This window comes from Cognatiyoonia sp. IB215446, from assembly GCF_033963825.1.
Taxonomy (GTDB): Bacteria; Pseudomonadota; Alphaproteobacteria; order Rhodobacterales; family Rhodobacteraceae; genus Yoonia.
The window spans coordinates 1,248,875-1,273,833 of record NZ_JAXBMD010000001.1; the positions used below are offsets into that span (position 1 = coordinate 1,248,875).

The 24,959-nt window shown below is 59.8% G+C and carries 26 protein-coding genes and 1 pseudogene; 10 read left to right on the forward strand and 17 right to left on the reverse strand.

Translation table 11 applies throughout. The features are described from left to right. The first annotated feature begins 56 nt into the window (after positions 1-56). Entirely contained in the window at positions 57-344 is a 288-nt protein-coding gene (locus tag SLH49_RS06225) for a DUF1467 family protein (protein WP_320268273.1), read from the forward strand. Here the strand turns inward: SLH49_RS06225 and SLH49_RS06230 are convergent. The 6 genes and pseudogenes from SLH49_RS06230 to guaD form a co-directional block, all read right to left on the reverse strand. Further along, positions 331-1,020 carry an EI24 domain-containing protein gene (locus SLH49_RS06230; RefSeq protein WP_320268274.1) on the reverse strand — a complete coding sequence of 230 codons (690 nt, stop codon included), beginning with the start codon at positions 1,018-1,020 and terminating at the stop codon, positions 331-333. The genes SLH49_RS06225 and SLH49_RS06230 overlap by 14 nt on opposite strands. After that, positions 1,017-1,595 (reverse strand): nitroreductase, encoded by a 579-nt coding sequence (locus tag SLH49_RS06235; RefSeq protein ID WP_320268275.1) that lies wholly within the window; start codon positions 1,593-1,595, stop codon positions 1,017-1,019. The genes SLH49_RS06230 and SLH49_RS06235 overlap by 4 nt, the downstream gene beginning before the upstream one ends. A 200-nt stretch (positions 1,596-1,795) precedes the next feature. Continuing rightward, a complete protein-coding gene (locus tag SLH49_RS06240; RefSeq protein WP_320268276.1) occupies positions 1,796-2,782 on the reverse strand; it encodes a hypothetical protein in 987 nt (328 codons plus the stop codon). Between the two features lie 148 nt (positions 2,783-2,930). Next, positions 2,931-4,316 (reverse strand): annotated as a pseudogene (locus tag SLH49_RS06245) (IS1182 family transposase). Between the two features lie 97 nt (positions 4,317-4,413). Beyond that, positions 4,414-5,511, reverse strand: a complete 1,098-nt coding sequence (locus SLH49_RS06250) for a class II histone deacetylase (protein WP_320268277.1) — start codon at positions 5,509-5,511, stop codon at positions 4,414-4,416. 55 nt (positions 5,512-5,566) lie between these two features. Next, positions 5,567-6,883 carry a guanine deaminase gene (gene guaD / locus SLH49_RS06255; RefSeq protein ID WP_320268278.1) on the reverse strand — a complete coding sequence of 439 codons (1,317 nt, stop codon included), beginning with the start codon at positions 6,881-6,883 and terminating at the stop codon, positions 5,567-5,569. A 98-nt stretch (positions 6,884-6,981) separates the two neighbouring features. On the opposite strand from guaD, the gene mgtE reads away from it, so the two are divergent. Next, positions 6,982-8,355 (forward strand): magnesium transporter, encoded by a 1,374-nt coding sequence (gene mgtE / locus SLH49_RS06260; RefSeq protein WP_320240496.1) that lies wholly within the window; start codon positions 6,982-6,984, stop codon positions 8,353-8,355. Beyond that, positions 8,352-8,900, forward strand: a complete 549-nt coding sequence (locus SLH49_RS06265) for a 5-formyltetrahydrofolate cyclo-ligase (protein WP_320268529.1) — start codon at positions 8,352-8,354, stop codon at positions 8,898-8,900. The genes mgtE and SLH49_RS06265 overlap by 4 nt, the downstream gene beginning before the upstream one ends. Positions 8,901-8,943: 43 nt before the next feature. On the opposite strand, the gene SLH49_RS06270 is transcribed toward SLH49_RS06265, so the two are convergent. The 3 genes from SLH49_RS06270 to SLH49_RS06280 form a co-directional block, all read right to left on the reverse strand. Further along, positions 8,944-9,324: a GFA family protein gene (locus tag SLH49_RS06270; protein WP_320268279.1), complete on the reverse strand. Its 381-nt coding sequence runs from the start codon at positions 9,322-9,324 to the stop codon at positions 8,944-8,946. Then, positions 9,317-9,886, reverse strand: coding sequence for a DUF2087 domain-containing protein (locus SLH49_RS06275; RefSeq protein WP_320268280.1), 570 nt, complete (start codon positions 9,884-9,886; stop codon positions 9,317-9,319). The genes SLH49_RS06270 and SLH49_RS06275 overlap by 8 nt, the downstream gene beginning before the upstream one ends. Before the next feature lie 193 nt (positions 9,887-10,079). Continuing rightward, positions 10,080-10,541 carry a hypothetical protein gene (locus SLH49_RS06280; protein ID WP_320240489.1) on the reverse strand — a complete coding sequence of 154 codons (462 nt, stop codon included), beginning with the start codon at positions 10,539-10,541 and terminating at the stop codon, positions 10,080-10,082. A 294-nt stretch (positions 10,542-10,835) separates the two neighbouring features. Here SLH49_RS06280 and SLH49_RS06285 point away from each other — a divergent pair, with 294 nt between their 5' ends. From SLH49_RS06285 to SLH49_RS06295, 3 genes are all read left to right on the forward strand, one after another. Beyond that, a complete protein-coding gene (locus SLH49_RS06285) occupies positions 10,836-12,005 on the forward strand; it encodes an iron-containing alcohol dehydrogenase (protein ID WP_320268281.1) in 1,170 nt (389 codons plus the stop codon). A gap of 149 nt (positions 12,006-12,154) precedes the next feature. Next, positions 12,155-12,976 (forward strand): cyclase family protein, encoded by an 822-nt coding sequence (locus SLH49_RS06290; protein WP_320268282.1) that lies wholly within the window; start codon positions 12,155-12,157, stop codon positions 12,974-12,976. A gap of 35 nt (positions 12,977-13,011) precedes the next feature. Beyond that, the gene (locus SLH49_RS06295; RefSeq protein ID WP_320268283.1) at positions 13,012-14,436 is read left to right on the forward strand and encodes an amidase; all 1,425 of its coding nucleotides are present in this window, start codon (positions 13,012-13,014) and stop codon (positions 14,434-14,436) included. Between the two features lie 19 nt (positions 14,437-14,455). Here the strand turns inward: SLH49_RS06295 and SLH49_RS06300 are convergent, their stop codons facing one another. Next, the gene (locus SLH49_RS06300; protein WP_320268284.1) at positions 14,456-15,205 is read right to left on the reverse strand and encodes a YebC/PmpR family DNA-binding transcriptional regulator; all 750 of its coding nucleotides are present in this window, start codon (positions 15,203-15,205) and stop codon (positions 14,456-14,458) included. Between the two features lie 210 nt (positions 15,206-15,415). Between SLH49_RS06300 and SLH49_RS22315 the strand changes: the two genes are divergently transcribed. After that, entirely contained in the window at positions 15,416-15,745 is a 330-nt protein-coding gene (locus SLH49_RS22315) for a ClpX C4-type zinc finger protein (RefSeq protein WP_413785268.1), read from the forward strand. Between the two features lie 21 nt (positions 15,746-15,766). On the opposite strand, the gene SLH49_RS06310 is transcribed toward SLH49_RS22315, so the two are convergent. Genes SLH49_RS06310 through SLH49_RS06320 form a run of 3 tightly spaced genes read right to left on the reverse strand, consistent with a single transcriptional unit; the run spans position 15,767 to position 19,273 of the window. Continuing rightward, positions 15,767-17,548 (reverse strand): SLC13 family permease, encoded by a 1,782-nt coding sequence (locus SLH49_RS06310; RefSeq protein ID WP_320268285.1) that lies wholly within the window; start codon positions 17,546-17,548, stop codon positions 15,767-15,769. Further along, entirely contained in the window at positions 17,541-18,461 is a 921-nt protein-coding gene (locus SLH49_RS06315; RefSeq protein ID WP_320268286.1) for a DMT family transporter, read from the reverse strand. Before SLH49_RS06315 ends, SLH49_RS06310 begins: the two co-directional genes overlap by 8 nt. Then, positions 18,458-19,273 (reverse strand): TIGR00282 family metallophosphoesterase, encoded by an 816-nt coding sequence (locus SLH49_RS06320; RefSeq protein ID WP_320268287.1) that lies wholly within the window; start codon positions 19,271-19,273, stop codon positions 18,458-18,460. The genes SLH49_RS06315 and SLH49_RS06320 overlap by 4 nt, the downstream gene beginning before the upstream one ends. Before the next feature lie 86 nt (positions 19,274-19,359). Between SLH49_RS06320 and SLH49_RS06325 the strand changes: the two genes are divergently transcribed. Both SLH49_RS06325 and SLH49_RS06330 read left to right on the forward strand, forming a co-directional pair. Next, the gene (locus tag SLH49_RS06325; protein WP_320268288.1) at positions 19,360-20,262 is read left to right on the forward strand and encodes a DMT family transporter; all 903 of its coding nucleotides are present in this window, start codon (positions 19,360-19,362) and stop codon (positions 20,260-20,262) included. Between the two features lie 14 nt (positions 20,263-20,276). Further along, a complete protein-coding gene (locus tag SLH49_RS06330) occupies positions 20,277-21,005 on the forward strand; it encodes an alpha/beta hydrolase (RefSeq protein ID WP_320268289.1) in 729 nt (242 codons plus the stop codon). Here the strand turns inward: SLH49_RS06330 and choV are convergent. From choV to choW, 3 genes are read right to left on the reverse strand one after another with little or no spacing between them, the layout of a single operon-like run. Further along, on the reverse strand, positions 21,002-22,018 hold the full coding sequence (choV, locus tag SLH49_RS06335; RefSeq protein ID WP_320268290.1) for a choline ABC transporter ATP-binding protein: 1,017 nt from the start codon (positions 22,016-22,018) through the stop codon (positions 21,002-21,004). The genes SLH49_RS06330 and choV overlap by 4 nt on opposite strands. Next, on the reverse strand, positions 22,015-22,422 hold the full coding sequence (locus tag SLH49_RS06340) for a GFA family protein (RefSeq protein WP_320268530.1): 408 nt from the start codon (positions 22,420-22,422) through the stop codon (positions 22,015-22,017). The genes choV and SLH49_RS06340 overlap by 4 nt, the downstream gene beginning before the upstream one ends. Continuing rightward, positions 22,422-23,255, reverse strand: a complete 834-nt coding sequence (gene choW / locus SLH49_RS06345; RefSeq protein ID WP_320268291.1) for a choline ABC transporter permease subunit — start codon at positions 23,253-23,255, stop codon at positions 22,422-22,424. The genes SLH49_RS06340 and choW overlap by 1 nt, the downstream gene beginning before the upstream one ends. Before the next feature lie 50 nt (positions 23,256-23,305). Between choW and SLH49_RS06350 the strand changes: the two genes are divergently transcribed. Continuing rightward, the gene (locus SLH49_RS06350) at positions 23,306-23,932 is read left to right on the forward strand and encodes a glutathione S-transferase family protein (protein ID WP_320268292.1); all 627 of its coding nucleotides are present in this window, start codon (positions 23,306-23,308) and stop codon (positions 23,930-23,932) included. A gap of 37 nt (positions 23,933-23,969) precedes the next feature. Here SLH49_RS06350 and choX read toward each other — a convergent pair whose 3' ends face one another. Beyond that, positions 23,970-24,896 carry a choline ABC transporter substrate-binding protein gene (choX, locus tag SLH49_RS06355; RefSeq protein WP_320268293.1) on the reverse strand — a complete coding sequence of 309 codons (927 nt, stop codon included), beginning with the start codon at positions 24,894-24,896 and terminating at the stop codon, positions 23,970-23,972. Positions 24,897-24,959 lie beyond the last annotated feature (63 nt).

A 24,959-nucleotide genomic window follows, 5' to 3' on the forward strand; every position in this document is an offset into this window, starting at 1 on the left:
CTTGCTCCGCCGCACAAACGGCGTATCTGTCAGCGGAGTATGCGAGAGGAGGGAGCATGGGCCCCGTATCTGCTATCGTCCTGTTTGCCGTGGTCTGGGCCATGGTTTTTTTCGTCGTGCTGCCCCTTCGCTTGACCACGCAAGGCGAAGATGGCGAGGTCGTGGCGGGGACACATGCCTCCGCGCCCGCAGATTTCAATCTGGGGCGCAAGGCAAAGGTTACGACGCTTTGGGCTGTGCCCATCTGGGCCGTGATTGCAGGCACGATCCTTTCGGGTGCGATTACCGTGCGTGACATCGACTGGTTCGAACGCATGTCGACGCCAGAGGTCAGCCGGGACTGAGCCGGTGATAAAGATGGGTGAAGGTGGCAGCACCCAGTATCGGAATGAAAAGGTTCAGTAACGGAACCGACAGCGGCAAAGCCATCAGGCAGCCCGCAGCCCAGATCGTGCCATTGTGCTGCTTGCGCAGCGCTTTCGCGCCCGCGCGTCCTTCCCGGCGCATCGCGGCCAGCTGGAAATACTCGCGCCCCAGCAGAAAGCCGTTGAGCGCATAGAAAATGGCAATCGCGGCAAAAGGGAAAATGGCATAGGCGACAAAGGCGAGGATATTGGCGCCGATCAGCACGCCAAGAAAGTTGATCGTGTCGCGCAGCCCGTCGCTGAAGCTGACCGGCGGCACGGGCGACAGGTCCGGGTAGTGCTTGTCCTCAACCGCCTGCGCGACCTCATCAAGAAAGAGAGAGGTGATGGCGGAGGCGACCGGGATCATCAGGAAGACAGAGAGGATCAGCATGAGCCCCAGCGATCCCCAGCCCAAAAGATCGCCGACCCATGTCACCTCGCCCACACCGGGCAGGGTGATGGGTTCAGCGGTCAGCCATTCGATCAGCCACAAAAGCCCCGCATAGATGGCGACAAGCAGTGCGATGGTCAGGACAATGCCGCGCCACAGCACGCTGCGAAAGCGCCGATCCGGCATTTGCGCCAATGCCGCGAAAAACGCGGTCAGGATCATGTATCGAGCCACGTCGTGATGGCCGCCAGATCGGGGCGGGGGCGCTCGGGTGGAGCACTGGTTTCGGTGCCAATATGGATCAATCCGGCGACAGTCTCATGATCGGCGAGCCCCAGCCCATCGCGGACGAAATCGCGGTCATGGCTGGGCCAACCGGAAAGCCAATTGGCGCCCCAACCCGCCGCCAGTGCCGTATTCAGCAGCGCCAGACAGACGGCTCCGGCGGAATAGATCTGTTCGATTTCCGGGATCTTGTCGGAAGGTTTCGGCGCGCTGATGACTGCAATTGCCAGATCAGCATTGGCATATTGATCCCGCGCCTTGGAGACCTTCTCGGTCTCCATCCCAAGCGCGTCACCCCGTGCGTTTACGAAATCAGCCAGCCGAGCAAGCGCAGGCTTACCCAACACGATAAAACGCCATGGTTCCAGCTTACCATGATCGGGCGTGCGCGCGGCGGCGGTCAGTAGGGTTTCGATCGTGGCTTTGTCTGGCACCGGTGTCGTCAGCGTCTTGGCGGGGCGCGAACGGCGGGTCAGAAGGAAATCGAGCGCTGTGTGATTTGGGGCGGGCATGGAACATCCTGAATACGACTTGATTCCAGATATGCGGGCCTGAGCGGGATGACAACCGACGTGCCTCAGGTTGCAAGGACTGTCTTTGTAACGCCAAGAGGTCAACATCTGGTTTGAACCCAAATTGACCGATGCTGCAAAGTGACCAAAGGTCTGCAATCATGAGAGTTATTGATCGAGCCTTTAGCACGATACGAGGGTTATTCAAAAAACTGAGGCTTTGAGGGGTGCAAACGCTTAACAACTTCTCTGCGCATCGAAATCGCTAGCCTGTCATGAAAGATGTCCAGAGCTGCTTCAGCCTCTTTCGCAGAGAGCCACGCATCGTCCATTCTCCAACGGCGAAAGAACACCCAGTCTATTGCGTTTCTGCGCGAGAATTCGAGAGAGCGTTGTGCTTGCTCTCTTGTTGGAACCTCACCAAGTCTCGCCTTCGGCCCGTACTTCTCTCTCCGTTCAGCGAGCTTCTCTTCATGCCAAGCTATTAGCTCGTCGATGTGTTCTTTGCTGATCTCAGTTAACTCCGAAATCTCTGCCGCAATGTCATCGGGAATTGTAGCTGTAGCCTTTTGAACCGCATCCAAAAAACGCTCGTCTCGCAGGAACTCTAGGCCCCAATTCTTCGGCGAAGTCCTCCACAGAATGAACTCTGCCTTTTGTGTCCAGCCGCCGTTTGAGACAAGGCCAAGTTGCTGAAGCAAAAGCAAAACGTCATCATTACAGAGTGCGCAGCCCAATCCAAAACGAGCTGCAAGATTTGGGGTCGGAGGTCGCGGTGGATCTTTCATGGCGATCACAAAACCATTTCCTATGCGAGTTGGGGGGAGACTTCTGTCTGGTAGGCGGAATGAAAGCTTGTTTTGTTGGTTCGCAAGCCAAAGAACAGAAATGCAGATATCATCCCATCGCGGCATAGTCGCAGGAAGTTCAGGAACATCTTTCGGTACTGCTCCCCAATCTTTTGCATCTGCAAAACCAAGCTTCACCAAGGCCATGCATCCGATTTGGTAGGCCGTAGACGCCATATCATTCCAGCCTGGCCGATCCGTTGCCTTGGGCAAAGTTTCTGCAAGGAAATGGGCGACGTCGTTGCGCCAGTTTTGTTGGTCATTGCCCATGGTTAGTCTCGGATAAGGCTTGTGTCCTGACTGTATGGCTGGTGGCATAACAAACAGCAACTCTGCCAATCTTGCGTTTTCAAGAGAGGATTGAAATCCACGAAGCTGACTTTGGCGTAGCCGCAGCGAAGGTCAGCTCAGTCCGGATTCTGTTGAAAAACAACGTGTTGCGGGCGCAGAAAGTTGCGTTCTGAACGCGGCGCGAGCGTCTTTGTGATCAGGCTTTTTGCGTTTGCTGCGGTGCAGGAAAGATCTTCGCGAGTTGGCGGAGGTTCTGGGCGGTGGCGGCGAGGAGGAATTCGTCATTTGCGCCGCATGCGCCGCGTAGTCGCAGCCGTCCCAGCCCGAGTATGCGCTTCAGGTGGGCAAAGAGCATCTCAACCTTCTTTCTGAGCTTGGCCGATATTTTGTACTGTTTGGTTTTTCGGATGGCGCGCGCAACATCACGTGCGTCTTCGTGCTCTTCGCGGGTGATGGAACGGAAGTCCATGTTTGGGCAGCACTTGGTTTTGGACGGACACGCTTGGCAGGTATTCTTAAGTGCGCGGTACTTGGCGACGCCTTTGCCCGTGGGGCCGCGATTGGGATCCGAGTAGTTGCGGCGGAACTGCTTCAAGGCTTCACCCTCTGGGCAGATGTATTGGTTATTCTCGGCGTCCTATTCGAAGTCGGCGCGAGCCTAGGTGCCATCGCTGCGCCCCGCTTTATCGATGACTGGGATGTGCGGCGCGATATTGCGATCCACCAACCAACCGAGCATTGGCCCAGAGCTATAAGCAATATCGGCGATCAGCCGTTCGGGGTGTAGATCGAACCTGGCCCTCACGCGACCCAGCATTGTCTTTGTTGAGCCAACTTCGGCCTGTCGGATCGACCGTGTCGCCTCGACGTCAAGGATGACACCGTGATCGGTGTCTATGAGGTAGTTGTCAGAGTAGGCAAAGCATGCAGGGCCTTTGCGCGCTGCCGTCCACTGGCTGGCAGGGTCAGAAAAGGATGTAAACTTGGGCTTTACATCACTGACTGCGCCGAAGGTGGCCTCATCCAGCGTGTCGAGATACTCCTTCACAGCGCGTGGTGCAGCTTCGACATCGATGCGCCTGGTGTCCCATTCGTCCTTGGACGCAGAGAATTGTGTGTTCGCGTCAGCCTCGATCAGACTGGCGTCAACAGCCATGCGCTGGCCGCTAGCTAGACCTTCAGCGATGCATTGCGCCACGGTCGTCTCGAACAAGTGGCGTAGCAACTCGCTCTCACGGAAACGGCCATGGCGGTTCTTTGAAAACGTCGAATGGTCAGGAACCCGGTCGTTCAGATCAAGACGGCAGAACCACTGGTAGGCCAGGTTCAGATGCACCTCTTCGCAGAGCCGCCGTTCGGAACGGATGCCAAAGCAGTAGCCCACCAGTAGCATACGGATCAGCAGTTCGGGATCGACGGACGGTCGACCGGTGTGGCTGTAGAACTCCCACAGATGGGGCCGAATGCTGCTCAAATCGACTAAGAGATCAATCGAACGCAAGAGATGATCTTGAGGGACGTGAACTTCCAAGGAAAACTCGTAGAACAGCGCAGCTTGTGCTTCTTGCCTTGGTCCCATCATCGCCAATTCTCCCTACAGGACGAATTGAATCAGCGACTTACTCCCGGTCAATCCAGAGTTTTTCAACGAAATATCCGCAAAGCCGACCTTTGTTGCGTCAAAGCGCATCTGCCATTTTGCCTATCAAACCGTCCAAGTAGGCATCGAACTCGGTATCCGGTTGGCGCAATGGAAAGATCTCGGCAAAGGGGTCGGGGGCATGGATCGCGCTTCCCGACATTTCCTGCAGCACATTATGCCCGCAGAAGGGGACATAGGTTTCCGAATAGCCGCCTTCATGGACCATCACGAGCTTGCCGCCGCAAATATCGCCGGCCAATGCCATGACCTGTCGCGTCATCTGTGTAAACGTCTCTGCCGTGGCCAACATCCGCCCCAACGGGTCGTTGGCCGCGGCATCGTAGCCGCAGGCGATGATCAGAACATCCGGCTTGAAGGTGCGGATGGCGGGTAGGGCGAGCCGCTCCATCGCCACCAGATATCCTTTGTGACCGGTGCCGGGGGGGAGGGGGATGTTGAGGTTGCAGCCTTCGCCCGCCCCGCTGCCCCGATCAGCGAAGGCACCCGTATCCATTGGGTAGTTCCGGTCCTGATGCAGAGAGATTGTCAGCACATCGTCCCGGTCGTAAAACACCGCCTCGGTACCGTTGCCATGATGCACGTCCCAATCGAGCACCGCAAAGCGGTCGGCAAGCCCGGCGGCCTTTGCGGTCTCAATCGCGATGCCGATATTGTTGAGGAGGCAGAACCCGTTGGGGTAGTCCGGCAGGCAATGGTGGCCGGGTGGGCGGGACAGGCTGTAGGCGTTCTTGTGTTTGCCTTGCAGCACCGCCGCGAGGGCGGATTTGGCGAGACCCGCGGAGAGGGCCGCGATTTCGTACCCGCCTGGACCGAAGGGCGTACGGCGACCCAACTCACCGCCGCCTGCATCTGAGAGCGCCTTGAATTCGCTCAGATAGCTGGCGGGGTGCACACGTAGTAGGTCTTCGTGGCTGGCCGGGTCCGCCCCCTGGAAAGAGAGGTCGTGGGCAAGGCCCGTCACCTCGATCAGGTTCTTCAACCGCCGCTTTGTTTCGGGGTTTTCGGGCAGGCCACCATCCAGGGGCTGCACAAGCCCGCCAACGGGAAGTATGCCCGCATAATTGCCGCCACCGTGCCAGAAACAGCGTTCGTCCCAGAAGAAACCTGTTGTCATGATCTGTCTCGATCCTTTGTAACTCTCGCGCCGAAAACCGGCGCTGCATGATCTGTCATTGTGCAGCTTTAGACGCGGACTTGCCGTGCCGTCGTCTACCTGCGATCCAAACATCCCTGATCGCCCGGTCATCGCCCATCATGATCGTGGGGAAAAGCGCGTCCCAGATGTCTCCGGCCTTGTCATGGCGCTGCGCGATGGCAGATGTGGATGCAAGATCAAGCACCGTGATATCGGCCGTCGCACCCGGGCGCAGCGCGCCAATCTGCCCTTGCATATGCAATGCCTGTGCGGACCCTTCGGTGGCGAGCCACATCAGCTGTGCGGGGTGGAGCGCAATTCCGCGCAATTGCCCGATCTCATAGGCCGCCGCCATTGTTCGCAGCATCGAAAAGGACGAGCCGCCGCCCGTATCGGTGGCGAGCCCGATGCTCAGACCCGCGCGAGCAAGCGCCATCAGATCAAACAGGCCCGACCCGATAAAGGTGTTCGACGTGGGACAATGAACAACGGCGGCCCCAATCTCGGCCAAACGCGCAATTTCCCGATCTTCCAGATGAATCGCATGGCCGTAAAGGCCCCTCGCGCCCAAAAGGCCAAAGCGCTCATATGTATCGAGATAATCGCGCGCGTCCGGGAATAGCTCCTTGACCCATGCGATTTCGGGAAGCTGCTCGCTCAGATGCGTCTGCATCAGGCATGATGGATTTTCAGCCCATAAAGCACCCAATGCCATCAGTTGTTCTGGTGTGGACGTGGGTGAAAAGCGCGGGGTGATGGCGTAATGCGCCCTGCCCACCCCATGCCATTTCGCCAGCAGTGCTTTGCTGTCGTCATAAGCTGATTGCGCCGTATCAAGCAGATTGCCGGGCGCATTCCGGTCCATACAGGTCTTGCCGGCAACCACCTCCATGTTGCGATGTGCCGCCGCCGCAAAGAAGGCATCGACGCTTTCGGGATGGATCGTACAAAAGCTGGTGAGCGTCGTTGTGCCATGGGCAAGCGCGAGGTCGAGCGTCAGTCCGGCTGCTTCTGCCGCATAAGCCGGATCACCAAAACGCGCCTCTTCCGGGAAGGTGTATGTGTTCAGCCAGTCAATCAGCTGTTTGCCCCAACTCGCGATGATGCCGGTCTGGGGATAGTGCATGTGGGCGTCAACAAAGCCCGCGCTGATTAGCGCGTCGCCATAGTCGGTTATGTCTGCCTCTGGATGAGCCGCCTTGAGCGCGGCACCATTGCCCACTGCACTGATCCGGTCACCGTCAATCAGCACACCGCCCGCACTGTCGAACTCCACGATATCCGCCCAATCCGACGTCAAAGGATTGCCCGAAAACCCAAGGGTTTGGCCCAAAAGAAGCTGCTTTGTCATGCCCTTACCATATGGCGCTGGCAGAGAGGGGTAAATCGCCGAATGCGCGTTGTAGAAGCGCGCCGATCCACTATGTTGCGGACAAGTGAGGGCGCATGATGGCAGAGCAACAGGACGACAACACCGACGAAGCCTTTGGCGTCACCGACAAGCTGCTGACCGGCGTTCTGGACGCCGTCAAAGCCCGCGATACCGCGTCCATGGATGCGCTGTTGGACCCGCTGCACCCCGCCGACGTCGCGCACCTTCTAGAACAGATCGATGGAAAGTATCGCCCGGATGTGCTGTCGCTTTGGTCAGGCGGCCTTGAAGGCGACGTTCTCTCCGAACTGGATGAGAGCCTGCGCGAAGAGGTCATTGAGCAGCTCGAACCGGCTGAACTCGCCGAAGCCGTCCGGGACCTCGAAAGCGACGACGTTGTTGATCTTGTCGAATACCTCGATGAAGAGCAGCAAGAGGCGGTGCTGGATGCCCTCGATGCGGGCGACCGGGTGGTTGTTGAGCAGGCGCTGTCCTACCCCGAGGAATCCGCCGGGCGGCATATGCAATCCGAACTCGTCCGTGCGCCAGAGCATTGGACCGTCGGCGAGGCCATCGATTATTTGCGGTCTGATGTGGTGCTGCCCGATCAATTCTACCACATCATCCTGATCGATCCGCGATTGAAGGCAGTGGGCTATGTCACGCTCGGCCGCATCCTCAGCCACCCGCGCGACACACCGCTCAAAGACCTGACCGAGGATACGTTCCGCACCTTTCACGTTGCGCAAGATGTGGAGGAGGTCGCGCAGGCCATCAACCACTATCACCTGATCACCGCGCCGGTTGTGGATGACGACGACCGCATTGTCGGTGTCATCACCATCGATGACGCGATGATGTTTCTCGAAGAAGAGGCCGAGGAAGACATCCTGCGCCTTGCCGGTGTGGGCGAAGGGCGTTTGTCTGACAAGGTGATTGAAACGACCAAGCGCCGTTTCCCCTGGCTGGCCGTCAACCTTGTGACGGCGATCCTCGCCTCCCTTGTCATAGCGCTTTTTGAAGAAACGATTGCGGGTCTCGTCGCGCTGGCTGTGCTGATGCCCATCGTCGCCTCCATGGGCGGCAATGCGGGCACGCAATCGCTAACCGTGGCCGTGCGCGCGCTCGCCACGCGCGATCTGACGACCGCGAACCTCTGGCGCGTGATCAGGCGCGAGGTGCTGGTGGGCCTGATCAATGGATTGATCTTCGCGGTCGTGATGGGGGCGGTGGGCATCGTCTGGTTCGGCTCGCCGATGCTCGGCGTCGTGATTGCTGTGGCGATGGTGATCAACCTCGTTGTGGCCGGCCTCGCAGGCACGGTGATCCCCGTGGCCTTGGAGAAGATGGGCGTTGACCCGGCACTCGCATCCGGCGCGTTTGTGACCACTGTCACGGATGTGGTTGGTTTCTTTGCATTCCTTGGCCTTGCGGCGCTGTGGCTGCTGTGATCGACAAATCCGCCGCACGCCAGGCCGCCTTTGCCCGGCGGAAAGCGGCACATGCGCTGGGGCAGGGGAATGCCGGGCATCTCAGCTCAGTTCTCGCCGGATATCGCGGTGTCCCGTTGTCAGGCTACATGGCGATGCGCACCGAGATTGACCCGATCGCCGCCATGGAAGAGGCCGCCGCCCATGGCCCCGTCGGGGTACCGGTCATCATGGGCGCGGAACAACCCTTGAAGTTTCGGCAATGGGAGCCGGGATGCAGGATGATCAAGGGCGAGTTTGGCGCGATGATCCCCGAGGCTGGTGACTGGATGGTGCCTGAGATCGTTATCGTGCCACTCGTCGCCTTCGACCGCTACGGCGGTCGCCTCGGCTATGGCGGCGGGTTCTATGATCGCACACTCCAAAAACTCCGCGCCGCCCGCCCAACCTTCGCAATTGGCTTTGCTTACTCCGCACAAGAGGATCAGGGATTGCCACTGGAACCGACCGATCAGCCGCTTGACTTGATCGTCACCGAACACGAAGTAATCACGCCGCAATCATGACGCCACTCATTGGGCAGGCCCCAAGCGCATGGGCACCTGCGCCTTACCGCTCGTTTTGTGGCAACCCATCGGCAATGGCATAGTAATCCCCCTTCTCGGCCACAAAAATGTGCAATGAGAGGCTGGTATCTGTTGGTCCATCGAAGACGCCCATTGCGATCGCTGTCCAGTCGTGATGCACCGGGTCCCAGAACAGGGTTGAACCGCAGATGTCACAAAAGCCACGCCGCACTTTGTCGGACGACTGGTACCACCTCACATGGTCCTCGCCAGTGACCCGTACAGCGGAACGGGGCAAGTCAACCGAGGCGCCATAATGGCCGGTTTGTTTGCGGCACGCTGTGCAGTGGCATGCATTTGGTTGTGGTAGAGCGACGCTGACCGCGATTTTGACGGCACCACAGAGGCATGATCCGTTATGCATGATCCATTTCCGCGTTGGCGGTCCGACGCCTGCGCCGTCGCGCGGTCAGAACATGGATCACGGCAATGGCATCCGCAGGCGGCTTCTGTTCGATCCGACGGTAATTCGTCCCATCTCTGTCACGGGTCAGCAGATTGCAAGAAATCATGGTGCGCCGCAGGGTCGCTACGTCTTCGAACAGGTGCTCGGCATCAAGGAGCGCATTGACGGTCGGCTCGTTGAGGTGCGTGTTTGCTGGAAGTGTTGACCACAATGCCCATAGTGCTAGCGTCTGCACCGCCTGTTTTGAGGGCCATTGCTGCAGGCGTCCGAGATCATCGAATTGGTGCAACGTCCGCTCAACCAAACGTGCATTGGTAAGTGCGCTGTCATCCGGTTTCGCCAAACGCCGCTCTGCGGCGCTGGCAGAGCGCATGTGCTGCACATTCTGAAACCCGGCTGCGCGGGCGATCATGTTCATCAGGGTCAGATGAGAGGGGCTTGCCTCATCCAATTGCTGTGACAAGGCGCGCGCAAACGATGTCAAGTCGTCCGCGCGAAGGGGGATAGGGGTTTTCGTCATGATGCATCCAAGTCGGGCGCGATACCGGTTCGTCGGTCACTGGCTTAACGAAACGACGCCCTGCTTGATGCGGTGGAACGTTTCATTCATGGACAGGTTTAGCACTCCGACCCGGAGCAGTGACGCCTAGGTGTCTGTCGACCTCAGCAATGGGATACGCAAATCCGGCCTTTTCTGCAACAGGGCAGCGGGCTCAGCCCCCGACAGGCGGGAACCAAGTGAGCGACGAGTGGTGCAGTGAGATCAGCACACGCCCGTCAAGCTTGTGATAGGCGAAAGTGTAGTCGGCGCGGGTAGCGTTGCCTTCGCCATCAACGAATGTGTAGTGACCCATGTCCTTGTAACCAAGGCCCCCGGCCTTCAGGATCGGGCCAACCGCACTTTGGAACTCCACCGTTTTCCATCCGCGATTGAGAAAACCCTGATCCTGCGGATAATCGGCATCTCCGCCAACAAAGTAGGCCCGCGCACCCGCCCGATCGAGCCGGATCACATCGGCCAAAGTCGGTTTGAACAGAACAGGCGCCTCCGGGTCATCAAAATCGTAGAGCTCCAGAAGGCCATCGACATCCTGTTCGGTCACGCATTTGGCCCAGTTGCGCTGTGCGGCAACGACCTCTGCCTTGGTCATGGGTTCAAAATTGCGTTCGGACATCGCGTGGCTCCCTTTCCTTGGCGCGATCCCGCGCGCTTGTTTTGATCTGCGTAAAGCGGAGGCCGCCATCAGACAAGGCGCATCGTTTCCATGGTGCGTGGATGCGACTGCCTTGCCGCAGTCTGTGTCGTCGCGTCGGGGACGGTAAAACCCTGCTTGCGCTGGTCAGATTGCGCGATTAGGCGGTGCCGAACATGACGAGGTCGGTCGCGCCGCACGCGGTGTCGCGTTCCTTCGCCAAAACCCACGCCGCACAGCGCAGATTGTGCAGAAGAAGACTTCAAAGGGGATGAAATGAAGACGTTCAATATGGGGCAAGTGCCACCGCTGACCTTTGGCGCGGGGCGGATAGCGAAAGTGCCCGACATCGCCAAAGAGCTGGGCGGCGGCCCGGTTCTGATTGTGGCAGACAGCATTCTGGCAGAGCTGGGCGTGACTGAACGGCTGAGCCAGGGTCTGGCCGCCGAAGGCATCGCATCTGAAGTGGCCGCCGACGTCGCTGGTGAACCGAAAGAGGCGCTGGTTGACGATCTTTGCGCAAGGGCGCGCGACGCGGGCGCCAAGCTGGTGATCGGCCTTGGCGGCGGTGCCGCGATGGATGCGGCCAAGCTGGTGGCGGCCATCGCCCATACCAACCGCCCTGCCGAGGATTACGCCCTTGCCGCCCGCCCCTTGCCCGCTGACGGCATGCCCGCGATCGCCATCCCCACCACCGCCGGCACCGGATCAGAGGTCACCCGTACCTCTGTCATTTCAAAGAATGACGGGCACAAGATCTGGTTCTGGGGCGAAGAGCTGATGTTCGCGCAGGCGGTGCTGGACCCGGAACTGACGCTGAGCCTGCCGTCGCATCTGACCGCCTGGACCGGGATTGATGCCGTCGCCCACGCGCTGGAAGGGGTGACTTCGCGCAGCAGCAGCCCGGCAGGGCAGCTTTACGGGCTTGAGGCGTTGCGTTTGCTCTCGGACGCTCTGCCACGTGCGGTCGGCGACGGGGCCGACCTCGAAGCGCGTGGGCGCGTTCTTTGGGCAAGTACGGTTGCGGGACTCGCCCTGCATAACTGCAACACGCATATGGGGCACAATATCAGCCACGCGCTCGGCTCACTGGCGCGGGTGCATCATGGGCTGGCCACTGGCCTGGCGCTGGAAGTGAGCCTGCCCTGGCTGGTTGAACGCCCCGATGGGGCTGAGAACTACGCGCGTGCAGCTCTAGCAATGGGGGCAGAGGCGTCGGCTGCCGCCTTGCCAGAAGCGCTTTCGAACCTGATGCGCGCTTGTCAGATTCCTGCGGAGCTGCCTGTGGAGTGCGCCGGGGTGACATCGGCCGCACTGGCGGTTGAGATGAAGAATGCCGCCAATATCGGCATGGCCCAGAACGCTGCCTGCGCCGTCGGCGACGCCGATCTGGACGAGATGGCAGGCCGGATGATGACCCTGCCCATCGCATCGGCGGCGGCATAACGACCCTTTCTGCTTGATCCTTGGGCATTCCCGGCGCATCCGCGCGGGAATACCCACCCAAAACGGCAAATCCAAAAAACCTGTGGCCAGAACGGCCATGACCCCCTGATACTCGTCACATTCAATGTTGCGAGAACAGGGGAATTGCGATGTGTCATCCGATCATCATGGAATATGTCAAAGGCCGCGCGCTCAGCCGGCGTGAGTTCTTTAGCGGGTCTGCGGCTGCCGGGGCGGCGATTGCGGCAACTGCTGCCGTCGCACCACGACCGCTGATGGCGCAGGGGGCCAGTCGCGTGGTCGACCTGACCCATACGCTGACCTACGACTTTCCGACCTATTTCGGCGAACAGCAGTTCTTTGATGAGGATGTGTTCACATACGCCGAGCACAGCTTTAACCTCAAAAGCATCCGCGTGAACGAGCATACAGGCACGCATATCGATGCGCCGCTGCACTTCACCGATGGCGGAACGACGATTGATGAAGTGCCAGTTGAATCGCTCGTCTGCCCGCTGGCCATTGTCGATATCCGCGAAAAGGCGGATGCAGACCCGGATGCGCAGGTCACACCCGATGACCTGACCGCCTGGATCAGCGCCAATGGGCCGATCCCGCAAGGTGCCTGCGTGGCGCAGAATTCTGGCTGGCAGTCACGGCTCGGCACGCCAGGGTTCCGCAATGCGGATGCGGACGGCAAGATGCATTTTCCGGGTTTCCATGTTGAGGCGGTGACGATGCTTCTGGAAGAGGCCGATGTGGCGGGTGTGGCCGTGGACACGCTTTCCATTGATTTTGGCCTCTCAGCAGACTTCATCACCCACTACACATGGCTGCCCGCAAACCGCTGGGCGGTGGAGAACATGGCGAACCTCGATGAATTGCCCGCGACGGGGGCAACCCTGATTGTTGGCGCGCCCAAGCATCAGGGTGGCACCGGGGGGCCTTGCCGGTTGATCGCGTTGGTATAGGGTCGCAAGGACTCACCAACGGGAGCGGCAATGACATGACGGGCGAGGCGCCGCTTTGGCAATGGAGCGCGGCAGAGATTGCGGCGGCGACGCATGACGGGTCACTCACTGCGCTGGAGGTGACCGAGGCGGCGATTGCCCGGATGGAGGCCGCAAACCCGGCGCTGAACGCAGTGGTCGAAAGCCTCGCAGACGAGGCGCGGGCCGAGGCCGCAGCATTGGATGCCAGCGATGCGCCCAAGGGTCCGCTGCATGGCGTGCCTGTCTCGATCAAGATCAATGTGGACCAGCAAGGGCATGCCACGTCGAACGGCGTGGCGGCCTTCAAGGACATGATCGCGCCCGCGGACGCGCCGGTCGTGTGCAACCTCAAAGCGGCGGGCGCGATTGTCATTGGGCGCACCAACACACCCGAATTCTCGTTCCGCGCCGACACCGACAACCCGCTTTTCGGGCGCACGCATAACCCGTGGGGGCGCCATGTCTCGGCGGGCGGTTCATCGGGCGGGGCCGGGTCGGCGGTGATGGCGGGGATCGGCGCGCTGGCCCATGGCAACGATATCGGCGGCTCGCTACGGTTTCCGGCTGCAGCCAACGGGGCTGTGACCGTCAAACCCGGCTTGGGCCGCGTGCCTGCCTTCAACCCCAGCCAAAAGGTGGAGCGGGGTTTGCTCGCCCAGTCCATGTCGGTGCAGGGATTGCTCGCCCGCAATGCGGCGGATTTGCATCTGTCCATGCCAGCGATGATCGCGCCGGATGCGCGGGACCCGTTCCATGCACCCCTCCCTTGGCGTGGTGAACCGCTCGCGGGGCCCATCCACGTCGCCGTCGCCCGTGACGATTTCGGATTTGGCCTGCATCCCGAGGTCGCGACCGCTCTGGACAAGGCCGCCTCTGCATTGTCAGACGCGGGCTATGCCGTGGAGATGGTGGAACCGCCACTCGCACAAGAGACCGGCGAAATCGGCTACCGCACGCTTTTGGGCGAGGTCAAAGCGCTGCTTGGCCCGGACATCCAGCGCTATGGCTCGGCAGAGCTGAATACGATCTTCGATGAATACTTCCGACAGTTCCCGCCTTACGAAGGCACAGAACTGCTGACAATGCTGGCGCAGCGCAGCCACTACGCGCGGGCCTGGTCGCTGTTTCTGGAAGACTACCCGCTGGTGCTGACGCCGTTCATGCTCAAGCCCTTCTTCGCACCGGGGCGCGATGCGGAAGGCGCTGAAGGCGTCAGAGACGCGCTTGGCACCTCACACTGGTCGTTCATCATGAATTTCACCGGCCTGCCCGCAGGTAACCTGCCCACACATATCGCCGACCTACCACAGGGCCCACAGCCCATCGGCGTGCAGATCGCCGGACGGCGCTGGCGCGAGGACCTGATCGTCGACGCGATGCAAGCGATTGAGGTACGCATTCCATCGGCCTGCGGAACGCTTTGGAGTAAACTGCCCTAGGCGCGGATGGGGGGCTGGCTTATTCGTCGGCGAATGCCGCCATTACCTCGTCCGGTGCTTCGAAATTGGCCGTCACGCGCTGCACGTCATCATCTTCTTCGAGCGTATCAAGCAGCTTCATCAGCTTGGTCAGCCCATCCAGATCAACCTCGGTGGTCATGTTGGGCTTCCAGATCAGCTTGGTCGACTCCGACTCGCCCAGTTCCGCTTCAAGTGCTGTGGACACATCGTTGAGGTCCGTATCCGCACAGATGATGATATGGCCGTTCTCATCACTTTCGACATCCTCGGCCCCGGCCTCGATCGCTGCCATCATCACCGTGTCGGCATCACCCGCGGATGCCGGATAGACGACCTCGCCCTTGCGGTCGAACATGAAACCAACCGAGCCTGTCTCGCCAAGGTTTCCGCCGTTCTTTGAAAAGGTAGAGCGCACGGTTGAGGCGGTGCGATTGCGGTTGTCGGTCATCGCCTCGACAATCACGGCAACGCCGCCAGGTCCGTAGCCTTCATAGCGGATTTCGTCGTAGTTCTCCGCATCGCCGCCTTGGGATTTCTTGATCGCGCGGTCGATCACATCCTTAGGAACAGAGTTCGATTTCGCCTCTTTCACCGCCAGACGCAGACGCGGGTTCTTGTCAGGATCGGGGTCGCCCATCTTAGCGGCGACGGTGATTTCCTTGGCGAGCTTGGAAAACAGCTTGGAGCGCAGCTTGTCCTGCCGTCCCTTACGGTGCTGAATATTTGCCCATTTGGAGTGGCCAGCCATCGAAACCCTCGTGATCTGTCGTGAAAATCTGCGCCTCTATAAGGCAAGGCGGGCGCGGGCCGCAAGCCTGCGTGAATGCATCACAATCGCTCGTCTGATTGGCTGTATCTTGCAGCATGCTTTGACCACACAACGCAGTCTCTTGCAATTTGTATTGTCAGGTTTTACCTGACTGTCAGGGATAACCTGACCAAAGGTGTTGATTTGCATATGCTGAATTGTTCTTTCTGTGGAAAAACGGACCAAGAGGTTCAGAAATTGGCGGCAGGTCCGGGTGGTTTGCATATCTGCAACGAATGTGTCGAAACGTGCCGGGTTCTGATGGACGGTGCTGATGTGCCTCCAAAGGCTTTTGACCCCGTAACATGGCCAACTGAACGGCTGATCAACGCTTTAGCTGCGCTGGATGCAACGGCGGAGGCTTACAAAGAGCATCTCGCCCGCGCTGTGGATGCATTACGGGATCGTGATGTGAGTTGGGCCAAGATTGCCGAGCCCCTCGGGATATCGCGTCAATCAGCCTGGGAACGCTTCAAATAGTGCGGGGCGGTCATCAGGGCCTTAAAGCGGCCAGATGAACGGAATCACGAACGATACGATGGGTGCCAGCGACAGGTTGAGCGGTATCCCGAATTTCAGGAAGTCAGAAAACCGGTATCCGCCGGGTCCGTACACCAGAGTGTTGGTCTGATAACCGATGGGGGTGGCGAAGCTGGCGCTGGCTGCGATCATCACTGCGACGACCAAAGGGCGGGGGTCGACACCCAATGCGCCGGCAAGACCGATGGCGATAGGCGTCATCACGACGGCCACGGCATTGTTGGACACCAGTTCGGTAAGGATGCTCGATAAGAGATACACCGCAAGCACCACGAAGAACCCAGGTAGCACCAGCATTACCGGCGAGAGCGTATCCGCGATCAGGGCGACGGCGCCGGAGGATTGCAGGGCGGAGCCAACTCCCAGCATCGCGAAGATCAGCGCAAGCAAGCGGCCCTCGACATAGGAAAACGCCTCATCCGCGTCGATGCAGCCGGTCATGAGCACGATCGTGACGCCAATCATCGCGAGCATTAGGATCGGTGCGATGCCCAAAGCGGCGAGGATCACCACGCCCAACAGTACCCCAATCGCCACGGGGGCATGCGCGCGTCTGTAGGCGCGTTGCGAGGGTTTTGACACATCGCCTAGGTTCATGTCTTCGGCGAGCCGTCCGATGTCTTCGGGCGCGCCTTCTAGAAGCAACGTGTCACCCACGCGCACCATGATATCGTCGATCTGCTGGCTGATATTGGCGTCCCGCCTGTGCACGGCCAGCGGATAGACCGCATAGCGGCGGCGCAACCGCATGGCGCCGAGCCGTTGCCCGACCATCTTGCAGTTCGGCGTGATCAGCACCTCGACCGTGGTCGTTTCAACCGCCGAAAGCTGATCGACACGGCGCAGCTCCTTGTTCGCTTGCAAAGACAAAAGCTCGGTCATCTCGGTGCGCAACACAACGCGGTCGCCCACCTGTAGTTCCACGCCTTTGAGGTTGCGCCGCAGCGAGGTGTCGCCCCGCACAACGTCGATCAGACGCACACCGTCGCGTTTGAAAAGCTGTACACCTGTCACCTCGCGACCGATCAGGTTGCTGTCCGGGGGGATGACGGCTTCGGAGAAGAACTTTTTCTTGGACCGATCCGACAGCATCGTCGCCATGCTTTGTCTGTCGGGCAGCAGTCGTGGGGCCATGAAATAGAGATAGGTGAAGGTCCAGGCGACGACGATGAGGCCGACGGGAAGAATCTCAAGGATGCCAAACGGTTCCAGCCCCGATGCCCTTGCAACGCCATCAACAAGCAGGTTGGTGGAGGTCCCCAGCAACGTCATCGTACCGCCGACGATGGCCGCATAGCTCAGCGGGATCAGCAGCTTTGAGGCGGATGTCCCCAATGTGCGGGCCAATTGCACAAAAACCGGGATCATCACAACCACGAGTGGTGTGTTGTTCATGATCGCACTTGCAAAGGCTACGAAGACAAGGCCGCCGCCGATGGCCCGAGCCGGGCTAACCTTGGCCTGGCGCTCTGCCAGTTGTGTCATCGCATTCAAAGCCCCGGTCCGCACCAGAGCGCCCACGATGATAAACATCGCGGCAATGGTCCATGGCGCCGGATTGGCCAGCGCCATGACAGCGTCTTCGTAAGGCAGGATGCCGATGGCGAGCAGGAACGACACGCCGATCATTGCCACGACTTCGGTTGGGAATGCCTCGCGCAGGAACATCAGGAACATGGCCACGACAACCAACATCGTGATCACCGCGCTTTGCGTTTGCGTGAGGGCCAGCCAATTATCCATGCGCGCCAGTTTTGCTGAGCGCTAGCGCTGGCGCAAGCCGAGGTTGGACAAGGGCAAGACCTGCACCCATGCAAAGCAGGGCGAGCCAGATCCAAAGGCTGTAGCTTTCGCCAAGCAGAAACATCGCCCAAAGCACACCTGAACCGGTGACCAGATAGCTGACCTGCCCAGCGAAGACCGCACCGGCCCGCCCGATCAGCCAGACATAGCCAGAATAGACGAGGACATGGATGATGGCACTCAGCGTCATGGTCAGATCGGCGAGGATAAACGGTGGGCGGGGGATGAAGAATTGGCCCGAACCAAGGGCAAGTGGCAATGCTATGACGGTCCCTAACGCAGAGGCGCCGAAGAGCACCTGAAACGGATCAAGCCCGGCCGTGCCCCAGCGGGCCACGATATTGCTCTCGCAAGCGTAACAAAAGGGTGCCACCAACGCCAAAGGCAGGAAGGCGATCATGGCGCGGTCGGGCAGGCTCGCCTCTGGCAAGGCGATCAGGCTGACACCAATCAGTCCCAATGCCAGCCCGCCAAGACGCCGCAAGGAAAACCTGTCATTGCCAAGGGCAAGAGCGATGGGAAAGGCCATCATCGGGATCGTCGCAATGACAATCGACATGATGCCCGACGGCAGATGGAACGCCGCGCGATAGCCTGTCGTATTGGGGATCAGGGTGCCAATGGTCGCGATCATCAGCCAGACGGCAAAGGTCCTCGCCGTGAAGGGTAGCCGCCCCATCTGGCGCCAACGCAAGATGCCCAACAGGACAGCGCCGATGAGAAGCTGCCAAAAGACCAGCCCGAGCGGCTGGTAACCCGCGGTGACCGTGATTTTGATCAGCGGCTGCGTCAGCCCCCAGCCGCAGCCCAGAAGCAGCAATAGCGCCGTCAGACGCGCGCGTTCGTGGATCATTCAGGCCCCGCAGGGCTGAGCCTTCCACCTTGTCGGACCATCTGCACCCGCAGCGCCTTGCCCGTGCGGTCATCGGTTTCGACATAGAGGCCCGACAAGGTGGCCTCTTCCATTGCGGGGGTAAAGCGCCCCTTGGGCATGCCGGTCACGAAGCGTCGCATCGGCTCGGTTTTTTCCATGCCGATGACTGAATTGTAGTCACCGCACATGCCTGCATCGCTTTGATAGGCTGTGCCACCCGGCAGGATCATCACGTCAGCCGTCGGCACATGGGTATGTGTGCCAACAACGATGCTTGCGCGCCCATCGCAGAAATGCCCGACGCCCATTTTTTCGGACGTGGCCTCGCAATGGATGTCGATCAGGCTCGCGCTGATCTGGCCGCCAAGGGGGTATTGCCGCAAAAGCGCATCAAGGGCCGAGAAGGGATCGTCGAAGGGACGCTTCATGAAGACCTGCCCCAGCACCTGGGCGACAAGCACTTTGCGCCCACCGGGTGCTTTGAAAACGCGCGCACCGGCACCCGGTGCCGCCTTGGAGAAGTTCAGGGGCCGGATGATGCGCGGCTCGTTTGCGATGAATGTCAGCATATCCTTCTGATCGAACGCATGATCACCCAGCGTGATCACATCCGCCCCGGCATCCAGCAATACCTTTGCGTGATCGCCTGATAGTCCCACACCGGACGTGGCGTTCTCGCCATTGACGACCACGAAATCAAGCCGCCACGCCTCGCGCAAACGCGGCAGGTGCTCGCTGATCGCGGCGCGGCCCGCACGCCCCATGACATCGCCAAGAAAGAGTATCTTCATGGCCTTTTCGTATGCGCTTGCGGGCGGGTGCACCAGTGGCAATTTCAGGGCTGGCCTTTGGCGGGGCAAGGTGCGACGGATGGGGCATGGAACCACCCAACACATCGCGGCCTATTGTCGGCATTTTCTGGATGATCATGACGGGGTTCAACTTTGTTGCCGTCACGGCAATTGTGAAACATGTGGGCGACGATGTGCCCGCCGCACAGGCCGCATTTCTGCGTTACGTGCTGGGCCTCGTATTCCTGCTCCCGATGATCAAACCGATCCTTGCGGCGCGACTGACCAGGCGACAGATCAAGCTTTTCGGCTGGCGCGGCCTGGTCCATACGATTGCGGTGATTCTGTGGTTTTACGCCATGGCCCGCATTCCCATCGCCGAGGTGACGGCGATGAATTATCTCTCACCTGTCTATGTCTCGCTGGGTGCGGCCCTGTTCATGGGGGAGCGTCTGCCGCCCCGGCGATTGGCAGCGGTGATCCTGGCGCTCATCGGCGCGATGATCATCCTGCGGCCCGGCGTGAAGGCAATCGAGCCCGGACACATCGCGATGCTGGGTACCGCGATCTGTTTTGCGGCCGGGTATCTTATTGCCAAGCAGCTGTCGGGGGAGGTGTCTGCCGCCGTCGTGGTGGGGATGTTGTCGATCACGGTGACAATCGGTTTGGCGCCCTTTGCGCTGGCCGTGTGGGTGACACCGAGCTGGCAAGACCTTGGATGGCTCTTCCTCGTCGCCTGTTTTGCCACAGCGGGCCATTATTCGATGACGCTCGCCTTTGCCGCGGCACCCCTGACGGTGACGCAGCCGGTCACGTTTTTGCAACTCGTTTGGGCCGTGCTCTTGGGTGCACTGGTCTTTGGTGAGGCCGTGGACGGCTGGGTGATCTTTGGTGGCGCGGTGATCATGGCGTCGGTCAGCTTTATCACGTGGCGCGAAGCCGTGGCGCGACGTGCCTTGACACCAACGGCTTCGGAGACAAAAGTCTAGAACGGGTTGCTGGGATGGGTCATTCGATTAAGCCGGTTTCTCATTTGGCCCGCTGCAACAGCGTCTGGTTTCACGGGGCGAGTTTGGCCGGTGATACATGGGATACGCTCACCAAAGATCTTCCGAATGCGCAACGGCCTGACTTGCCCGGGCATGGAGGTGCGCCAATGGTGGAGCCTCCAAGGGTGGAGGCCTATGCTCAGGCGCTAAAAGAAAATCTGCCGCCCGACCCAGTGCTGATCGGTCACTCTCTAGGCGGCATGGTGGCATTGGAACTTGGAGCACAACTCGGTAAGGATGCGACCGCGCTGATCATGATTGAGGCCGTGCCGACGGTCCGCGACCGCCTTTCGAGCAGGATCGCTGCGGGCATTGCAGTGGCGCTGTTCAAGAGACTTCCCGCGTCCTGGTTTGCCAGCCTCTCTGGTGTGGGAGAGTGTCCTGCAACACGCGCTGAACTTCAAAGACAATTCGCGCGGCTTGACCGGCAGCATATTGGGGCAGCATTGGACGCCGCCGCGAACTACGATGGGCGACCGCATCTATCGCAGATTGCCGCGCCGACGCTGGCGATAGTCGGACGCAAAAACAAGGCCACGCATCACGGCGCAAAGCTGATGGCCGAGACGATCCCCGGCGCCATGCTGCTCGAACTCGATGGTGGGCATATGTTGCACACTGACAACCCGCAGGGCTTGCGCGGCGCGATTGACGACTTCTTGCGCAACATCACAAGGACCTAATCTGCGTCGAGCGGTGTCAGCCGTGCGAGAAGCGAGCCTTGCGTGATTTGCCCGATGTGCTGGCCGTTTTCGGTGACCTGCAACGCTTGGGCATCGATCTTTTGCATTATCTCATGCAATGGCGTCTCAACATCGATGCTGGGGCCGGTTCCTGCGCCTTCGATCATGACATCCCGTGCTGTCAGGACACCCAGCGGGTTCATATGCGCCACGAAGTCTGCGACATAATCATTGGCGGGATCCGTGAAAATCTCGCGCGGCGTGCCGCATTGCACGATCCGCCCGCCCTCCATGATGGCGATGCGATTGCCGATCTTGAACGCCTCGTCCAGATCGTGGCTCACGAAGATGATCGTCTTGTTGCGTTCCTTTTGCTGGTCCAGCAGTTCGTCCTGCAGTCTTGTGCGGATCAGGGGGTCGAGCGCCGAAAAGGGTTCATCCATCAAAAGGATCGGCGCATCTGTGGCAAAGGCCCGCGCGAGGCCCACGCGCTGTTGCATCCCGCCGGACAACTCGCCCACAAGCGCGTCGGCGCGGTCGGCAAGCCCCACCATCTCAAGCTCATGATCCACACGTTTCAGACGCTCGGCCTTGCCGAGGCCCGCCAGTTCTAGCCCGAGGCCGACATTGTCGCGGACGCTGCGCCAAGGCAACAGCCCGAATTGCTGAAAAACCATCGACACACATTCGCGCCGGACCCGCCGCAGGTCTTGTGCAGAGCTTTGGCCGACATTGCAGGACCAGTCGCCATCGTTGATGCGCACCTCGCCTCGAATAACGGGGTTCAGCCCGTTCACTGCGCGCAAGAGCGTGGATTTTCCTGATCCTGACAGACCCATCAGCACCAAGATCTCGCCCACTTTAACGTTCAAAGAACAATCGTGCACGCCAAGGATCTGCCCGGTCTGTTCGCGGATCTCTGGCCGCTCCTGTCCTTCATCCATGAGGGGCAAGGCAGTCTGGGGTCTGCTGCCGAAGACGATGGAGACATTGTCAAACTCAACGGCGTTCATGACGATCTCTCCTGTGCCGCGAACCGCAAAGTTCCCGCAAGCTGTTCCTCACCGACATCGGAAGGGTGGTTTTGCCCGTCATGCACCGGAATTTCTGGCAGATAAGGCGTTTGCCCCTCCAGACAGGCTAGGTTCACCCCGATCTCATCGGGGTTTGAGCGACGGTTGTGGTGGGTGTAGATACCGCAGATCTTGCAAAAGTAGTGCTTCGCCACACCGGTATTGAATTGATAGAGCGTGAGATATTCCTGCCCGGCGGTGTAGGTGATCCCGTGCTTGGGCGCAGTCACCGCGACCGCCCCGCGTTTAGCACAGAATGAACAATCGCAGCGGGACGCGGTGTTGATCCCGTCGCTCAGCTGCACCGTGAATTGCACGGCACCACAATGACAGCTTCCCCTAATCATTTCTGTTTCACCCGCAGCATCCGGTCGAGCATGATGGCGACGACAACGATGACGAAGCCGGACTCAAAGCCCAGCGATGTGTTCACGGTATTCAGCGCGCGGATGACCGGCACGCCCAGCCCGCTTGCCCCAACAAGGGCCGCGATCACGACCATCGACAGTGACAGCATGATGGTCTGATTGAGGCCCGTCATGATCTGCGGCCAGGCGGAGGGTAATTCGACCTTGAACAGAACCTGCGTTTTCGTGGCCCCAAAGGCCTCAGCCGCTTCGAGCAACGCCTTTGGCGTGGATGAGATGCCCAAATGGGTCAGCCGGATCGGCGCTGGCAGCACAAAGATCACCGTGGCGATCAGGCCCGGGACCATGCCGATGCCGAAGAATACGATTGCGGGGATGAGATAGACAAAGGTCGGCAGCGTCTGCATCAAGTCCAGCACCGGCACCATCGCGCGATAAAGCCGGGGCCGATGGGCGGCAGCAATCCCGATGGGCACACCAATCCCCATGCAGACTACGCAGGCGGACAGGACAAGCGTGAGCGACTGCATCGTCTCCTCCCAATAGTCCTGATTGAGGATGAACAGAAAGCCGATCACGACGAAAAGCGGGGTCTTCCAGCTACGCTGAAGCGCCCAGGTGAGTGCGGCAAAACCCGCGATGACAATCAAGGGATGCGGCGTTTCAAGGACCCAGAGAATACCGTCAATCAGCGCCTCCATCGCATCAGCCAGCCAATCAAAGAAGAACGCCAGATTGTCGTTCATCCAATCAAACCCGATCTCGGCCCAGTCACCGATGGGAATCTTGTTCTCGGTCAGCCAATCCATGGATATGCTTTCATTGTAATGCCTTGGAAATTGTGAGGGGAGAGGCGGCCATGGCCGATCTGACGTTCTACACCAATCCGATGTCGCGCGGGCGGATCGTCCGCTGGATGCTGGAGGAGGTGGGTTGCGATTATGACACCGTTGTTTTGGACTACGCTACGACGATGAAGGCGCCGGAATATCTCGCGATCAACCCTATGGGCAAGGTGCCTGCCATCAAGCATGATGATCAAGTTGTAACCGAATGTGCGGCGATCTGCGCCTATCTGGCCGATGCGTTTCCGCAAGCTGGGCTGGCACCGCCGGCTGATCGGCGCGGTGCCTACTATCGCTGGATGTTCTTTGGTGCGGGACCGGTTGAGGCCGCGGTGACCAATGCGGCGATGGGCTTCGACCTGCCCACTGAGAAGGAGGCGACTGTTGGATATGGTGCCCTGACCCGCGTGCTGGATGCGCTGGAAGGGTTGCTCGCCGATGGGCGTAGTTATGTACTGGGCGAGGAGTTCTCTGCCGCCGACGTCCATGTCGGATCCCAGATCGGCTGGGGGCTGGCCTTTGGCACGATGGAGGCACGGCCCGGCTTCGCCGATTACGCGGCCCGCCTTGATGCGCGTCCTGCCAAGCAGCGCGCCACAGAAAAGGATAATGCGTTGATGCCGCAGGACGGGGCCGGATAAGGGGCCCCGTCGCATGTTTTGACGGTTGGGCAATGGGTTACATGCCCAATGATGTCTTGACGGCCGCAACCGCGTCGCCGCCATCCTTCGTGGTCACACCGTCAAGCCACCCCATAAATGCGTCAGGGTTGGCCGCAAGCCACGCGCTAGCGGCATCGGCAGGATCCTTGCCGTCATTCAGGATCGCGCCCATGATCTCATTCTCCATGGCGAGCGAGAATTCCAGATTGGTAAGGAGCTTGCCGACATTTGGGCAGGCGTCAACGAACCCGGCTGTTGTGTTGGTGAATACGGTCGCACCACCCAGATTCGGGCCGAACCAATCATCGCCGCCGGTCAGATAGGACATCTCGAAATTGGCGTTCATCGGATGTGGCTCCCAGCCGAGGAACACAATCGGCTCATCCCGGCCAGAGGCGCGGTCGACCTGCGCGAGCATGCCCTGTTCGGAGCTTTCGACGACCTCGAAATCCGCATCCCCAAGGCCAAACGCATTGTCCGCGATCATGTCCATGATCAGCCGGTTGCCGTCATTGCCGGGTTCGATGCCGTAAATCTTGCCCTCCAGCGCATCGGCATTCGCGGCGAGATCAGCGAAATCGGCGATGCCCATCTCGGCGGCCACACTATTGACGGCGAGTGTGTATTTGGCGCCCTCTAGGTTGGCCCGGACCGTGTCGACCGTACCAGCCTCACGATAGGCGGCGATGTCGCCCTCCATCGTGGGCATCCAGTTGCCCAGGAACACGTCCACATCGCCTTCGGCCAGGCTGATATAGGTGACGGGGACGGACAGCACTTTGATGTCCGTCTCATATCCAAGCGCTTCCAGAACGGTGGAAGTGGCTGCGGTTGTCGCGGTGATGTCCGTCCAGCCCACGTCAGAGAATGTGACCGTGTCGCAATCGGCCAAGGCAGGCAATGCCGCGCAGATCGCCAGCGTGGATATCGTTGTTTTCAACATGAATGTACTCTCCCAGTTTTTCTTGATTGACGAGTCAATAAAGAACGATTTATCTGCTGTGGC

What these genes read in the sequence shown, in the direction of transcription:
- SLH49_RS06315 (WP_320268286.1), bottom strand. Translation starts at nt 18,461, where the DNA reads ATGATCCACGAACGCGCGCGTCTGACGGCGCTATTGCTGCTTCTGGGC.
- SLH49_RS06350 (WP_320268292.1), top strand. Translation starts at nt 23,306, where the DNA reads ATGGCCGATCTGACGTTCTACACCAATCCGATGTCGCGCGGGCGGATC.
- choW (WP_320268291.1), bottom strand. Translation starts at nt 23,255, where the DNA reads ATGGATTGGCTGACCGAGAACAAGATTCCCATCGGTGACTGGGCCGAG.
- SLH49_RS06325 (WP_320268288.1), top strand. Translation starts at nt 19,360, where the DNA reads ATGGAACCACCCAACACATCGCGGCCTATTGTCGGCATTTTCTGGATG.
- SLH49_RS06295 (WP_320268283.1), top strand. Translation starts at nt 13,012, where the DNA reads ATGACGGGCGAGGCGCCGCTTTGGCAATGGAGCGCGGCAGAGATTGCG.
- SLH49_RS06235 (WP_320268275.1), bottom strand. Translation starts at nt 1,595, where the DNA reads ATGCCCGCCCCAAATCACACAGCGCTCGATTTCCTTCTGACCCGCCGT.
- SLH49_RS06250 (WP_320268277.1), bottom strand. Translation starts at nt 5,511, where the DNA reads ATGACAACAGGTTTCTTCTGGGACGAACGCTGTTTCTGGCACGGTGGC.
- choV (WP_320268290.1), bottom strand. Translation starts at nt 22,018, where the DNA reads ATGAACGCCGTTGAGTTTGACAATGTCTCCATCGTCTTCGGCAGCAGA.
- SLH49_RS06310 (WP_320268285.1), bottom strand. Translation starts at nt 17,548, where the DNA reads ATGGATAATTGGCTGGCCCTCACGCAAACGCAAAGCGCGGTGATCACG.
- SLH49_RS06230 (WP_320268274.1), bottom strand. Translation starts at nt 1,020, where the DNA reads ATGATCCTGACCGCGTTTTTCGCGGCATTGGCGCAAATGCCGGATCGG.
- SLH49_RS22315 (WP_413785268.1), top strand. Translation starts at nt 15,416, where the DNA reads ATGCTGAATTGTTCTTTCTGTGGAAAAACGGACCAAGAGGTTCAGAAA.
- SLH49_RS06285 (WP_320268281.1), top strand. Translation starts at nt 10,836, where the DNA reads ATGAAGACGTTCAATATGGGGCAAGTGCCACCGCTGACCTTTGGCGCG.
- SLH49_RS06275 (WP_320268280.1), bottom strand. Translation starts at nt 9,886, where the DNA reads ATGACGAAAACCCCTATCCCCCTTCGCGCGGACGACTTGACATCGTTT.
- SLH49_RS06320 (WP_320268287.1), bottom strand. Translation starts at nt 19,273, where the DNA reads ATGAAGATACTCTTTCTTGGCGATGTCATGGGGCGTGCGGGCCGCGCC.
- SLH49_RS06290 (WP_320268282.1), top strand. Translation starts at nt 12,155, where the DNA reads ATGTGTCATCCGATCATCATGGAATATGTCAAAGGCCGCGCGCTCAGC.
- SLH49_RS06270 (WP_320268279.1), bottom strand. Translation starts at nt 9,324, where the DNA reads ATGCATAACGGATCATGCCTCTGTGGTGCCGTCAAAATCGCGGTCAGC.
- SLH49_RS06330 (WP_320268289.1), top strand. Translation starts at nt 20,277, where the DNA reads ATGGGTCATTCGATTAAGCCGGTTTCTCATTTGGCCCGCTGCAACAGC.
- SLH49_RS06300 (WP_320268284.1), bottom strand. Translation starts at nt 15,205, where the DNA reads ATGGCTGGCCACTCCAAATGGGCAAATATTCAGCACCGTAAGGGACGG.
- choX (WP_320268293.1), bottom strand. Translation starts at nt 24,896, where the DNA reads ATGTTGAAAACAACGATATCCACGCTGGCGATCTGCGCGGCATTGCCT.
- guaD (WP_320268278.1), bottom strand. Translation starts at nt 6,883, where the DNA reads ATGACAAAGCAGCTTCTTTTGGGCCAAACCCTTGGGTTTTCGGGCAAT.
- mgtE (WP_320240496.1), top strand. Translation starts at nt 6,982, where the DNA reads ATGGCAGAGCAACAGGACGACAACACCGACGAAGCCTTTGGCGTCACC.
- SLH49_RS06225 (WP_320268273.1), top strand. Translation starts at nt 57, where the DNA reads ATGGGCCCCGTATCTGCTATCGTCCTGTTTGCCGTGGTCTGGGCCATG.
- SLH49_RS06280 (WP_320240489.1), bottom strand. Translation starts at nt 10,541, where the DNA reads ATGTCCGAACGCAATTTTGAACCCATGACCAAGGCAGAGGTCGTTGCC.